This window comes from Streptomyces niveiscabiei (assembly GCF_001419795.1).
Classification (GTDB): domain Bacteria; phylum Actinomycetota; class Actinomycetes; order Streptomycetales; family Streptomycetaceae; genus Streptomyces; species Streptomyces niveiscabiei.
This window is the reverse complement of the sequence record NZ_LIRL01000002.1, coordinates 1-12,700: the sequence shown is the minus strand read 5'-3', so window position 1 is coordinate 12,700 and position 12,700 is coordinate 1. Positions and strand designations below refer to the sequence as shown.

The following is a 12,700-nucleotide window of genomic DNA, read 5'->3' as shown; positions in this document are numbered from 1 at the left end:
CGCGATGGCCGCGGGCAAGTCGCTCGCCGTCACCGCCGCGAGCCCCGTCGCGGAACGCCTGCTGGCCCTCACCGGCACCTGCCCGCTGCTCGTCGAGGGACACGTCACCGAGGAGGAGGCCCTGCGCGGCGAGGTCGTCCAGCTGCGCCGCGCCATGCGGACCCGGCCGGAGATCGACCTGGCCCGGGGCATCCTGATGGCGTCCTTCGGACTGAGCCCCGACGAGGCGTGGAACGTCCTGGTCAAGGCGTCCCAGAACACCAACACGAAGCTGCACCGCCTCGCGTCGACCGTGGTGACCACGGTCCGGGGCGAACCCCTGCCCGACCCCGTCCGCCAGCACCTCACCGACGCCGTCGCGAGCGTGAGCGACGCGGAGAAGACGCCGCCCTGACAGGTCCGGGCACTCTCCGGGTACCCGGGCCGTCGGCGGGTACCCGGAGGCCCGGTCCCCACATCCAGGAGGCGCTGTGACCGACTTCGGATACTTCCTCGCCAGCGAGGAGCACTCGCCCGCCGCCCTCGTCGACCAGGCCCGCATGGCGGAACAGGCGGGTTTCGACGCACTGTGGATCTCCGACCACTACCACCCGTGGAACGACGCGCAGGGCCAGAGCCCCTTCGTGTGGTCGGTGATCGGAGCCCTCTCCCAGGCGGTGTCGCTGCCCGTGGAGACGGCGGTGACCTGCCCCCTCGTACGCACCCACCCCGCCGTGATCGCCCAGGCCGCCGCGACCAGCGCCGTCCAGCTGGAGGGCCGGTTCCGGCTCGGCGTCGGCACCGGCGAGGCCCTCAACGAGCACATCCTGGGCGGCGGCTGGCCCGAGGCGCCGGTCCGGCTCGCCATGCTGGAGGAGGCCCTCCAGATCATCCGCAAACTGTTCACCGGCGAGCGGATCAGCCACTACGGCCGCCACTACACCGTCGAGAACGCCCGCCTCTACACCGTCCCCGCCACCCCGGTCCCCATCGACGTCTCCGCGTTCGGCCCGCACGCCGCCGAGACCGCCGCCCGCATCGGCGACGGCCTGATCACCATGAGCCCCGACGCCGGAGTGGTCGAGCGCTTCCGGCGCGGCGGAGGCGGCGCGAAACCGGTGTACGGCGGCTTCAAGGTCTGCTGGGGCACGGACCGGGAGGAGGCCGTCGCCACCGCGCACCGCCTCTGGGCCAACCAGCAGCTCCCCGGCGAACTCGCCCAGCTTCTGCCCACCCCCCGCCACTTCGAGCAGGCGTCGGAGCTGGTGACCCCGCAGATGTCGGCGGCGGCGATCCCCTGCGGTGACGACCCGGACCTCCACGTCGAGGCGCTGAGGGCGTTCGTCGAGGCCGGCTTCGACACGGTGTACGTCAACCAGATCGGCCCCGACCAGCAGGGCTTCTTCGACTTCTACCGCACCAAGATCCTCCCCCAGCTCCGCGACTGAACTCCGCGACGCGGGTTACCCGGCGGCCATGAGCACACGTGACCTGGCCGCGACCCTGCGCACGGAGACCGACGCCGAGGTCCGCTTCGACGCCGGCAGCAGAGCCGCGTACGCCACCGACGGCTCCAACTACCGCCGGGTACCGCTGGGGCTCGTCGTCCCGCGCACCGTCGAGGCCGGGGCACGGGTGGTCGAGGTGTGCGCCGCGTTCGACACGCCCGTCCTGTCCCGGGGCGGCGGCACGAGCCTCGCCGGGCAGACGGCGAACGCGGCCGTCGTCATCGACTGGAGCAAGCACTGCGACGCCCTCCTCGCTGTCGACCCCGACGCTCGTACGTGTGTCGTCGAGCCCGGCATCGTCCTGGACGCCCTCGACGCCCGGCTCGCCGACCACCGGCTGCGGTTCGGGCCCAGGCCCTCGACGCACAGCCACTGCGCGCTCGGCGGCATGATCGGCAACAACTCCTGCGGGGCGTCCGCGCAGGCGTACGGCAAGACCGTCGACCACGTCCGCCGCCTGGAGATCGTCACCTACGACGGGCTGCGCACGTGGGTCGGCCCGACCGGCCCCGCCGAACGCGCCCGCATCCGCGCCGAGGGCGGCCGGAAAGCGGAGCTGTACGACGGACTCGACCGGCTGGTCTCGGCCAACCTCGCGGAGATCAGACGCGGCTACCCCAAGATCCCGCGCCGCGTCTCCGGCTACAACCTCGACTCCCTGCTCCCCGAGAACGGCTTCGACCTCGCCAAGGCGCTCGTCGGCAGCGAGGGCACCCTCGTCGCCGTCCTGCGCGCCGAACTCGGGCTCGTGGACGTGCCGCCGTGCGAGTCGCTGCTCGTCCTCGGGTACGCGGACGTCTGCCGGGCCGCCGACGACGTACCGCGTCTCCTGGAGCACTCCTCGCCGGCCCAACTGGAGGCGCTGGACGGGCGGATGGCCCAGCTGATGCGGGAGGAGGGAGTGCACGGGGAGTCCCTCGACGCGCTGCCCGAAGGGGACGCCTGGCTGCTCGTCCAGTTCGGCGGGGAGAGCCGGGAGGACGTCGACGAACAGGCCCACGCGCTGCTCAAGGCCGTCGGCCGGGACACCGGTGACCCCTCCGTCGCCTTCTCCGACGACCCCGCCCGCGAACAGCGCATGCTCCGCGCCCGCGAGGCCGGACTCGGGGTGACCGCACGCCCGCCGGACGGCCGCGACACATGGGAGGGGTGGGAGGACTCCGCCGTACCGCCCGATCAACTCGGGGCGTATCTCCGGGACTTGAGGAAGCTGTTCGCCGAGTTCGACTACGACCACCCGTCCCTGTACGGGCACTTCGGGCAGGGGTGCGTGCACACGCGGATCCCCTTCGAGCTGCGGACCGGGCAAGGGGTCGGGCAGTTCCGGCGGTTCGTGGAGCGGGCCGCCGATCTCGTCGTCGGGTACGGAGGGTCGCTGTCCGGGGAGCACGGGGACGGGCAGGCCCGGGGAGAGCTGCTCACGCGGATGTTCGGGGAGCGACTCGTGGGCGCGTTCGGCGAGTTCAAGGCGCTCCTTGATCCGCGGAACGGGATGAACCCCGGCAAGGTCGTCGACCCCGAACCGCTGGACGAGCGGCTGCGGGTCGGGCCGCTGTGGCAACCCGCCGACTCCCGCACGCACTTCGGGTACCCCGAGGATCAGCACTCCTTCAACCGGGCCGTGCTGCGCTGCGTCGGCATCGGCGAGTGCCGCGGCCACGAGGGCGGGGTGATGTGCCCCTCGTACCGGGTGACCCGGGAGGAGGAGCACTCCACACGCGGACGTGCGCGGCTCCTCTTCGAGATGCTCGACGGCCACCCCGACTCGGCGATCACCGGCGGCTGGCGCTCACCCGAGGTGCGGGACGCGCTCGACCTGTGCCTCGCGTGCAAGGGGTGCAAGTCGGACTGCCCCACCGGGGTCGACATGGCCACGTACAAGGCGGAGTTCCTCGCACACCATTACGCGCACCGGGTCCGTCCGCTCGCCCACTACTCGCTGGGCTGGCTGCCGGTGTGGACGCAACTCGCCCAGCACGCGCCCGCGTTGGCGAATCTGGCGTTGCGTCCGGGCCTCGCGAAGAGACTGGCCGGCGTCGACCCCGCCCGCGAGGCACCCCGCTTCGCCGCGCAGCCCTTCGTGCGACGCCGCCGGGCACGCGGCGCCGTCCGCCCGACGCCGGGTGACCCCGCGACCGTCGTGCTCTGGCCCGACACGTTCACCAACTTCTTCCGTCCGGCGCTGGCGAGGTCAGCGGTGCGGGTGCTCCAGGCTGCCGGGTACACGGTGGCGGTCCCGGCGACGCCCGTGTGCTGCGGGCTGACGTGGATCTCGACGGGGCAACTGGACGTGGCGAAACGGGTGTTGAGGCGCACGCTGCGGGTCCTTGGCCCGTACCTGGACGCGGGAACGCCGATCGTCGGCCTCGAACCGTCGTGCACGGCGGTCTTCCGCTCCGACGCGCCGGAACTGCTGCCGGACGATCCGTGGGTGCGGCGCCTGGCCTCGCGGACGAGGACGTTCGCCGAGCAACTGGCCGACTGGGAGCCGCCGTTGCTCTCCCGCCGGGCGATCGTCCAGACGCACTGCCACCAGCACGCGGTGCTCGGCTCCGACGCCGACCGCGCCCTGATGCGCCGGGCGGGCCTGGACGCCCGGGCGCTGGACGCCGGCTGCTGCGGCCTCGCCGGCAACTTCGGCTTCGAACGCGGCCACCACGAAGTCTCCCTGGCAGTAGGCGAGTTGGGGGTGCTCCCCGCAGTGCGCTCCGCCGCTCCCGAGGACCTGATCCTGGCGGACGGCTTCAGCTGCCGCACGCAGATCGAGCAGGCGGGGACGGGACGGCGCGCCCTGCACTTGGCGGAGGTGCTGGCGTCGGCCCTGGACGGCCCGCTGCCTGCCGAGTACCCCGAACGCGCGCTCACAACCGACACGTTGTCCCCCTCTGTGCGAAGGACCCTGTCATGAAGGTTTCCGATCACCTCCTCAACCGGCTGCGCGAATGGGACGTCGAGTACGTCTTCGCCTACCCCGGCGACGGCATCAACGGGCTGCTCGCCGCCTGGGGGCGGGCCGAGGACCGGCCCAGGTTCATCCAGGCCCGGCACGAGGAGATGTCCGCGTTCGAGGCCGTCGGGTACGCCAAGTTCTCCGGCCGGGTCGGGGTCTGCGCGGCCACGTCCGGGCCCGGCGCCATCCACCTGCTGAACGGCCTCTACGACGCGAAGCTCGACCACGTCCCCGTCGTCGCGATCGTCGGCCAGACGAACCGGAGCGCGATGGGCGGCTCGTACCAGCAGGAAGTCGACCTGCTGAGCCTCTACAAGGACGTCTCCTCCGACTACTGCGCGATGGTCACCGTCCCGGAGCAACTGCCGAACGTCCTGGACCGGGCGATCCGCACCGCGTACGCGCGCCGCACGGTGACCGCCGTGATCCTCCCGGCAGATGTGCAGGAACTGGAGTACTCGCCCCCCGAGCACGCCTTCAAGATGGTCCCCTCCAGCCTCGGCCTGTCGCACTACGCCCCCATCCCCGCCGACACGGACCTCCAGCGCGCGGCGGACGTCCTCAACTCCGGTGGAAAACCGGCCCTGTTGATCGGCCAGGGCGCGCGGGGCGCCCGGACAGAGGTGACGGCGGTCGCCGAACGCCTCGGCGCGGGCGTCGCGAAGGCGCTGCTCGGCAAGGACGCCCTGGACGACGACATCCCGTACTCGACCGGCGCGATCGGCCTGCTGGGCACGCGGCCGTCGTACGAGATGATGCGGGACTGCGACACGCTGCTGGTGATCGGATCGTCGTTCCCCTACACGCAGTTCCTGCCGGACTTCGGCAAGGCGCGCGGCGTACAGATCGACATCGACCCGCACATGGTCGGCATGCGCTACCCCTTCGAGGTGAACCTCGTCGGCGACGCCGCGGCCACGCTCCAGCGGCTGCTGCCACTGCTGGACCAGGTGAAGGACTTCGCGTGGCGGGAGAAGATCGAGGCGAACGTGGCCCGGTGGCGCCGGGTGATGGCCCGGCGGGCCGAGGTGTCGGCGGACCCGGTCAACCCGGAGTACGTGGCGCACGCGCTGAGCGGACTGCTCCCCGAGGACGCCATCCTCACCGCCGACTCGGGCTCGGCCGCCAACTGGTACGCCCGGCACGTGGAGTTGAGGGGCGCGATGCGGGGCTCCCTGTCGGGGACGCTCGCGACGATGGGGCCCGGCGTGCCGTACGCGATCGGTGCGAAGTTCGCGCACGGGGACCGGCCGGTCGTCGCGCTGGTGGGTGACGGGGCGATGCAGATGAACGGGCTCGCGGAGCTGATCACGGTCGCCAAGTACTGGCGGGAGTGGGCCGATCCGCGCCTCGTCGTCGCCGTGTTCAACAACCGCGATCTGAACCAGGTCACTTGGGAGATGCGCGGCATGGAGGGCGCCCCGCAGTTCCTGCCCTCGCAGTCGATCCCGGACGTCGCGTACGCCGACTTCGCGCGCTCCCTCGGGCTGAGCGGGATGCGGATCGAGAAGCCGGACCAGGTGGGCGGCGCGTGGGAGGCGGCGCTCGCCGCGCGGGAGCCGTACGTCCTCGACTTCGTCACCGACCCCGCCGTACCCCCGATCCCGCCGCACGCGACCCTCGACCAGATCGAGGCGGCAGCGGCGGCGGTCCTGAAGGGCGACAGCGACCGGGCGGCGATGGTGAAACAGGGGTTCAAGGCGAAGGTGCAGGAGTTCCTGCCGGGGAAGCACGAAGGGAACAACGGAGGGAAGAACGCGGGGAAGCGGGGCGGGAGGCGCGACCGTGACCGATGAACCCGTCGTCGAGCGCGTCGACAGCGCCGTCTACACCGTCCCCACCGACACCCCGGAAGCCGACGGCACCCTCTCCTGGGACCACACGACCCTCGTCCTCGTCACCGTCCACGCCGCCGGGACCACCGGGCTCGGCTACACGTACGCCCCGCCCGCCGCCGCGCACGTCGTGGACGACCTGCTCGCCGGCGCCGTCGTCGGCACCTCCGTCCTGGACGTGCCCCGCGCGCACGAGGCGATGACCCGTGCCGTGCGCAACGCCGGGCTGCCCGGGATCGCCGCGCAGGCGCTGTCCGCCGTCGACATCGCCCTGTGGGACGCGAAGGCCCGCCTCCTCGCCGTACCGCTCGCCGGACTGCTGGGCGCGGCGCGCGACGAGGTGCCGGTGTACGGCAGCGGGGGCTTCGTGACCTACGACGAGGGGCGCCAGGAACGGCAGTTGCGCGGCTGGGTCGAGGAGCAGGGCATCCCCCGCGTGAAGATCAAGATCGGGGAGTCGTGGGGCCGCGCGGAGGCCCGCGACCTGCTGCGCACCTCCCGCGCGCGGGACGCGATCGGCTCCGCCGCCGAGCTGTACGTCGACGCCAACGGCGGCTACGGCGCGAAACAGGCGGTCCGGGTCGCCGTAGCTCTGGAGGGTGAGGGGGTGACGTGGTTCGAGGAGCCCGTCTCCGCCGACCGGCTCGGCGCCCTCGCGGAGATCCGCGGCCGTACCGACGCGGAGGTCACCGCCGGGGAGTACGGCTACACCCTCCCCTACTTCCGAGGGATGCTCGACGCGGGCGCCGTCGACTGCCTCCAGGCCGACGTGACCCGCTGCGGCGGCATCACCGGCTGGCTGCGCGTAGCCGCCCTGGCTCTCGCGTACGGCCTCGACATATCGGCCCACTGCGCCCCGCACGTCTCCGCGCACGTCGCCGCCGCCGTCCCGAACCTGCGGCACATCGAGTGGTTCCACGACCACGTCCGCGTCGAACGCCTCCTGTTCGACGGGGTCCTCGACCCGCTCGGCGGCGCGGTGACCCCGCAGCAGGGACCGGGCCTCGGGCTCGCCCTCGACGCCGAACAGGCACGACCGTTCAGGAGCCGGTGATGGACACGCACAAGGACACGCACAAGGACACCGTCGTCGTGACCGGCGCGAGCGCGGGAGTCGGCCGGGCCGTAGCCCGCCTGTACGCCGCGCGCGGAGCCCGCGTCGCCCTGATCGCCCGGGGCCGCGCGGGCCTCGACGCGGCGGCCCGCGACGTCACCGAGCTGGGCGGCCTGCCGTACGTGTACGAGGCGGACGTCGCCGACGCCGACGCCGTCGAGGCAGCGGCGGGCGCCGCCGAAGCGGCCCTGGGGCCCCTCGACGTGTGGGTCAACTGCGCCTTCACCGGCGTCTTCGCCCCCTTCACCGACATCACCCCCGAGGAGTACGCCCGCGTCACCTCCGTGACCTACCTGGGGTACGTCAACGGCACCCGCGCCGCCCTCGCCCGCATGGTCCCCCGCGACCGCGGCACGGTCGTCCAGGTCGGCTCGGCGCTCGGCGAACGCTCGGTGCCGCTCCAGTCGGCGTACTGCGGCGCCAAGCACGCGATCAACGGGTTCACGTCGTCCGTACGGCTCGAACTCCTGCACCGGGGCAGCCGCGTCCGCGTCACCGTCGTCCAGCTCCCCGCCGTCAACACGCCCCAGTTCAGCTGGGTGCGGTCCAGGATGCCGCGCCAGCCGCAGCCGATCCCGCCGATCTACCAGCCGGAGGCCGCCGCGAGGGGAGTTGTGCGCGCCGCCGACCGGCCGGGGCGCCGGGAGCGGTGGATCGGGGCGAGCACGCGGGCGACCCTGCTGGCCAACCGGGTCGTACCGGCCCTCCTCGACCGCTACCTCGCCCGTACGGGGTACGCGTCGCAGCAGGTCGACGCGGCGCGGGTGCCGGGGCCGGACAACCTGTTCGTGCCGGCCGACGACGAGGCCGACCACGGGGCGCACGGAGTCTTCGACTCCCGCTCCCGGCACCGGAGTTGACTCACCTGAATTGACTCACTGCTCCTCGGTCCGGTCCGTCCGGGGGATGCTCGTGAGGCGCGGCCGGGCGGGGGCGTCCTGCCACCAGTCCATGCCGTCCTCCAGGTAGCGCAGCAGGATGCCCTCGCGCAGCGCCCAGGGGCAGATCGTCACCGCGTCCACGCCGCTGAGCTTCATCACACTGTGCGCGGTGACCGCCCCGGCGAGGCTCTGCCGGGCCCGGGGCGCGGAGATCCCGGGGAGCCCGGCGCGGTCGGCGGCGGAGAGGGCCGCCAGCCGGTCCACGGCACGGCGCAGGTCGGCGCGGCGCAGGACCCGCTCCACGAACAGGCCCCGGCGGCCCGGCGGGGCCCCGCACAGGCGGGCGAGCTGCTGGAACGTGCGCGAGGTGGCCAGCGTCGTACGGGGGCGCTCCCAGCGGATACGGGCCGACGCGTCGCGCAGGGCGTGGCGGACATGGCGGCGCAGCGCGTGCAGCTCGCCGCCCGTGGGCGGGTCGGCGGCGGTCAGGAAGTCGTGGGTGAGCCGGTTGGCGCCGAGCGGCAGGGAGGCCGCGAACTCCGGGGTGCGGCCCCGGCCGTACGCCACCTCCAGGGAGCCGCCGCCGATGTCGAACAGGGCCAGCGGGCCCGCACGCCAGCCCATCCAGCGGCGTACCGCGAGGAACGTCAGCTCGGCCTCCAGCTCGCCCGGCAGCAGCCGCAGCCGTACCCCGGTGCGGTCCTGGACCGTGCGCAGGACCTCCGCGCGGTCCGGGGCGTGGCGGATGACCGCCGTCGCGAACGCCGGGGGGTCGGGGGCGCCCCAGCGGCGGGCCGTCGCCGCGGCGGCGCCGACCGCCGAGACCAATTGCTCCGTCGCCTCCTCGCCGAGCCGGCCGTCCGGGCCCGTGCGCTCCGACAGACGCAGCCGCCACTTCGCGGTGTGCACCGGCAGGGGAACGCCGTCCCGCGCGTCCGTCACCACCAGCCGTACCGTGTTCGACCCCGCGTCCACCACAGCGATTCTCATGGCTGCCGGTTACCCCTGCGGACCGGAGGGAATCGCCGGACTGTGAATGAAACGTGGAGTCCGGGAAACCCGGAGCACAGGAGGTTCACACCATGGTTCCGATTATTCTCGTACTGCTTCTGGCGCTGCTGCTGTTCGGCGTCGGATTCGCCGTGAAGATTCTCTGGTGGATAGCGCTCGTCGTCCTCGTCGTCTGGCTGCTGGGATTCCTGGTCCGCGGGACGTCGGCGACGGGCACCAGGGGGCGCTGGTACCGCTGGTGAGCTGAGCGTCAGCTCCGCGGGAGCAGCGGCCCGAGCGGCCCGAGGTCCAGATTCAGGTCCTCGGGCCGCAGCCCGTACCGCTCGCGCAGCTCGGTCATCCGCTCGTCGAGGAGCATCAGCGTCAGGCCGACGCGCTCTTCCTGCTCCTCGGTGAGATCGCCCTGGTCGAAGCGGCGCACGGCCTGCCGTTCCATGAGCTGGCGAAGGAGTTCGATCACCGTGAGAACGAGTTTGATCAGATCGCGCTCGACGGTGTCCGGTTCGAGGTCCAGGCGGCGCGTCATGTCGGTGCGGCCGGTCATGTCGGTGCGGCTGGTCATGGCGGTCCCTCCCACGGTGACGGCACCTGCGCCGTCACCGAGCTGATCAGGGCGTTCAGGTCGATCCGGACGAGGTCCACGTCCGCGATCCGCAACGTGATGTCGCCGGTGATGACGACACCACCGGCGAGGAGACGGTCCAGGAGGTCCACGAGGGAGACCTCACGGCGCTGTACGACGGTCACGGGCCCGCCTCCTCGTCCGGCTCTCCCGACGCGAAGGAATACGCCGCCCACGGCCCCGTGAGTTCCACGCGAATTCCCCGGTCCCCGTCCCGGACGCCCTCCGCGATTTCCACGAACCGCTCGGAGAGTTCCCGCCGGACGAGGAAAGCGGCGTTGAACACATTCTGCCCGGAATTCTCTCCTCCGGGGGTGAGGGCGGAATTCTGCGGCGGGCGCAGGCGTACCGCGTCGGCGTGCGTGCACAACGCGCTGTGGAGCTTTTCGGAGAACAGTTCCGCCCGGTGCCAGGACTCCTCGTCCGAGAGGGCCGCGCGGCGCCGCTGCCGCAGATAGTCGCGGCCCGACGCCGGGCTCGGCACCTCCTGGGGTGCCTCCCGGTCGACGTACACCTTCACCCCCCACTCCACCCGGCCCGCGATCCGCTCCAGGACGTGCCGGAAGCGGGCCTCGCCCTCCTCCAGCATCGTCCGTACGCCGCTGTCGTCGCGGAAGACGGTCGCCAGCCGCAGCGGCAGCGGGGTCGTCACGGTGGTCAGCGCGTCGACGACCCGCTCGTGGGCGCGGGCCGTCGCGGTCAGCCAGTCCAGGTCCTCCAGGCGCCGCCGCAAGGGCTCCTCGGCGAAGACGTCCTCGGGGACGCGGCTGACGACCGCGACGAGGTGGCCGTGGGCGAGCCGGGCGGGTGGCTCGCCCACGACGCCGGTGAGATCCGCCGGGAGCGGCGTCTCGAACGGGGGGCAGACGGCGTACACGTAGCGCAGGGCGGTCACCGGGGCTCCTCCAGCGCTTCCAGGGCTTCGAGGCGGGCCCGCAACTCGGCGTTCTCGCGGGTGAGTTGATCCCTGCGGGCCTTCGTGGACAGCGCCGGGTCGTCCTCCCACCAGTCGATGCCCATCTCCTTCGCCTTGTCGACGGAGACGACGACCAGGCGGAGTTTGACCGTGAGGAGCTCGATGTCGAGGAGGTTGATGCGGATGTCGCCCGCGATGACGATGCCCTTGTCGAGGACGCGCTCCAGGATGTCGGCGAGGTTGGCGCCTCCGTTGCCGTTGTACGGGTCGGGGAGGCGGCTGGGCATGCTCACCGCCGGCTCCGGGGGGCCTCGGCCTCGGCGGGGGCGTCGTCCGGCTCCTCGTCCTCGTACTCCAACTCGCCCTCGGCGTCCTCGGGTTCGGTGTCTTCGAGTTCGGCGTCTGCCGGTTCGGGGTCTTCGGGCTCCTCGTCCTCGAACTCCTCGCGGGGCTCGTCCTCCTCCTCGTACTCCGCCTCCAACTCCTCGCCGTCCTCGGCGTCCTGGGGCGTCTCGGCGTCCTCGGTCTCCTCCGCCAGCGCGTCCTCGTGGCTCACCACGACCTTCCCGTCGTGGATCTCGCCCCGCCAGCCCTCCTCCGCCTCGCCCTTGAGGGTGATGAAGCGGGCGTAGTTCTTGAGGTCGAGGCGGATGCGGCGGCCCTGGGCGCGCCAGAGGTTGCCGGTGCGTTCGAAGAGGCCCGCGGGGTAGTACTCGACGACCAGCAGGACACGCGTCAGGTTGTCGGCGAGGCGGTGGAAGGTGACCGCGCCCTTCGTGGTCCCCTTCGCGCCCTGCGAGGTCCAGGAGATCCGCTCGTCCGGGATCTGCTCCGTGGTCATCGCCTGCCAGCTCCGGCTGGACCAGAAGACCTTGAGCCGCCAGTCGGAGCGGGTGTCGTCCGCGCGGTCGGCGCTCTTGACGCCCTTCGCGAAGGAGCCGAAGTCCTGGAAGCGGGTCCACTGGTCGTAGGCGGTGCGCAGCGGGACGCCGACGTCGACGTGCTCCATGACGACCGTCGGCTTCTTGCCGGCGGCGCTCTTGCCCTTGCCCTGCTTGCCCTTCTTGCCGAGGCCCTTGAGCGCCTCCTTGACGCCGTCCTTCGCGCGGCCCGCACCGACCTCCAGCGCCGAGCGCAACGGCCCCTTGCCCTCGGCGAGTTTGCGCCCGCCGTCCAGGGCGAGCCGGGTGAAGCCGGGGCTCTCGCCGGACGCGATGTCGTTCAGCTTGACGGTGGTCTCGCCGAGTTTGTGGCCGGCGCCGACGAGGAGACGCTGTGCCTGGGCGGCGACGTACTCCCGCAGCTCCGCCTTGAGCCGGTCGGCGGCCTCGCTGCGGGCCACGCCGGAGAGGGTGTCGGTCACCGCTCGTCACCCCGCTTCGCGGAGCGCGCCGGGGGTTTCTTCGCCGCGCGGGGAGCGGCCTTCTTGGTGACGCGCTCGGGGGAAGCGGTCTTCCTCGCGGCGTCGGTGGCCTTCTTGGCGCCGGGCGCCTTCTTCCGGGGCTTGCCCGGCCCCTCGGACCTGCCGCCCTCGGACCTGCCGCCCTTGGCGCGCTCCCGCCCGGCCCCGGCATCCGCTCCGGCATCGGCGCCCTCGTCCCGACCGGCGACCCCCGGGACCCCCCCGTCGAGCCGCCCCCGCACCTCCGCCGTCCGCCCGTGCAACCGCCCCGCCAGCGAGTCCAGTTGGCGTTCCACGACCGCCCCCGTCGCCGCCTTCCCCACCCCGCGCAGGTCCTCCCGGAGCTGATCCCCGATCTCCTTGAACTGCGGGTTGTTCTGGAGCTGCTGGGAGACCAGGTCGGCGACCCCCCTCGGCGTGAGGTTCAGCCGCTTGCCCGCGACCACGGATCCGACGGCGAGCGCCAGTTTCAACTTCCGTGT

The 12,700-nt window shown here is 72.6% G+C and carries 14 protein-coding genes; 7 read left to right on the top strand and 7 right to left on the bottom strand.

The window, feature by feature from the left end:
- The 6 genes from AOK24_RS00085 to AOK24_RS00060 all read left to right on the top strand — a co-directional run.
- Positions 1-394 (top strand): ANTAR domain-containing protein (locus AOK24_RS00085; protein ID WP_240553583.1); only part of this gene is annotated, 394 nt, incomplete at its 5' end.
- A 76-nt stretch (positions 395-470) separates the two neighbouring features.
- Positions 471-1,427 carry an LLM class F420-dependent oxidoreductase gene (locus tag AOK24_RS00080; RefSeq protein WP_055717946.1) on the top strand — a complete coding sequence of 319 codons (957 nt, stop codon included), beginning with the start codon at positions 471-473 and terminating at the stop codon, positions 1,425-1,427.
- A gap of 28 nt (positions 1,428-1,455) precedes the next feature.
- Positions 1,456-4,395, top strand: coding sequence for an FAD-binding and (Fe-S)-binding domain-containing protein (locus tag AOK24_RS00075; RefSeq protein ID WP_055717945.1), 2,940 nt, complete (start codon positions 1,456-1,458; stop codon positions 4,393-4,395).
- Entirely contained in the window at positions 4,392-6,233 is a 1,842-nt protein-coding gene (locus AOK24_RS00070) for a thiamine pyrophosphate-requiring protein (protein WP_055717944.1), read from the top strand. The genes AOK24_RS00075 and AOK24_RS00070 overlap by 4 nt, the downstream gene beginning before the upstream one ends.
- Entirely contained in the window at positions 6,223-7,326 is a 1,104-nt protein-coding gene (locus AOK24_RS00065) for an enolase C-terminal domain-like protein (protein ID WP_055717943.1), read from the top strand. Before AOK24_RS00070 ends, AOK24_RS00065 begins: the two co-directional genes overlap by 11 nt.
- A complete protein-coding gene (locus tag AOK24_RS00060; protein ID WP_079056599.1) occupies positions 7,326-8,246 on the top strand; it encodes an SDR family oxidoreductase in 921 nt (306 codons plus the stop codon). The genes AOK24_RS00065 and AOK24_RS00060 overlap by 1 nt, the downstream gene beginning before the upstream one ends.
- A 15-nt stretch (positions 8,247-8,261) precedes the next feature.
- On the opposite strand, the gene AOK24_RS00055 is transcribed toward AOK24_RS00060, so the two are convergent.
- Positions 8,262-9,257 carry a Ppx/GppA family phosphatase gene (locus tag AOK24_RS00055; protein ID WP_055717942.1) on the bottom strand — a complete coding sequence of 332 codons (996 nt, stop codon included), beginning with the start codon at positions 9,255-9,257 and terminating at the stop codon, positions 8,262-8,264.
- A 92-nt stretch (positions 9,258-9,349) separates the two neighbouring features.
- On the opposite strand from AOK24_RS00055, the gene AOK24_RS00050 reads away from it, so the two are divergent.
- Complete coding sequence (locus AOK24_RS00050) at positions 9,350-9,520, top strand: hypothetical protein (protein ID WP_055717941.1); 171 nt, start codon at positions 9,350-9,352, stop codon at positions 9,518-9,520.
- 8 nt (positions 9,521-9,528) lie between these two features.
- Here the strand turns inward: AOK24_RS00050 and AOK24_RS00045 are convergent, their stop codons facing one another.
- The 6 genes from AOK24_RS00045 to AOK24_RS00020 all read right to left on the bottom strand — a co-directional run.
- On the bottom strand, positions 9,529-9,840 hold the full coding sequence (locus tag AOK24_RS00045) for a gas vesicle protein K (protein ID WP_240553582.1): 312 nt from the start codon (positions 9,838-9,840) through the stop codon (positions 9,529-9,531).
- On the bottom strand, positions 9,837-10,025 hold the full coding sequence (locus tag AOK24_RS00040) for a gas vesicle protein (RefSeq protein WP_055717940.1): 189 nt from the start codon (positions 10,023-10,025) through the stop codon (positions 9,837-9,839). The genes AOK24_RS00045 and AOK24_RS00040 overlap by 4 nt, the downstream gene beginning before the upstream one ends.
- Positions 10,022-10,795 (bottom strand): GvpL/GvpF family gas vesicle protein, encoded by a 774-nt coding sequence (locus AOK24_RS00035; protein ID WP_055717939.1) that lies wholly within the window; start codon positions 10,793-10,795, stop codon positions 10,022-10,024. The genes AOK24_RS00040 and AOK24_RS00035 overlap by 4 nt, the downstream gene beginning before the upstream one ends.
- A complete protein-coding gene (locus AOK24_RS00030) occupies positions 10,792-11,109 on the bottom strand; it encodes a gas vesicle protein (RefSeq protein WP_055717938.1) in 318 nt (105 codons plus the stop codon). The genes AOK24_RS00035 and AOK24_RS00030 overlap by 4 nt, the downstream gene beginning before the upstream one ends.
- Complete coding sequence (locus AOK24_RS00025) at positions 11,106-12,179, bottom strand: SRPBCC family protein (protein ID WP_055717937.1); 1,074 nt, start codon at positions 12,177-12,179, stop codon at positions 11,106-11,108. Before AOK24_RS00025 ends, AOK24_RS00030 begins: the two co-directional genes overlap by 4 nt.
- Positions 12,176-12,700, bottom strand: a 525-nt coding sequence (locus tag AOK24_RS00020) for a hypothetical protein (RefSeq protein WP_055717936.1), incomplete at its 5' end; no start/stop codon positions are given. The genes AOK24_RS00025 and AOK24_RS00020, both read right to left, overlap by 4 nt.

Bases quoted from the DNA above. Each gene is read 5' to 3' on its own strand.
- AOK24_RS00070 (WP_055717944.1), top strand. From the start codon at position 4,392: ATGAAGGTTTCCGATCACCTCCTCAACCGGCTGCGCGAATGGGACGTC.
- AOK24_RS00060 (WP_079056599.1), top strand. From the start codon at position 7,326: ATGGACACGCACAAGGACACGCACAAGGACACCGTCGTCGTGACCGGC.
- AOK24_RS00045 (WP_240553582.1), bottom strand. From the start codon at position 9,840: ATGACCAGCCGCACCGACATGACCGGCCGCACCGACATGACGCGCCGC.
- AOK24_RS00075 (WP_055717945.1), top strand. From the start codon at position 1,456: ATGAGCACACGTGACCTGGCCGCGACCCTGCGCACGGAGACCGACGCC.
- AOK24_RS00055 (WP_055717942.1), bottom strand. From the start codon at position 9,257: ATGAGAATCGCTGTGGTGGACGCGGGGTCGAACACGGTACGGCTGGTG.
- AOK24_RS00050 (WP_055717941.1), top strand. From the start codon at position 9,350: ATGGTTCCGATTATTCTCGTACTGCTTCTGGCGCTGCTGCTGTTCGGC.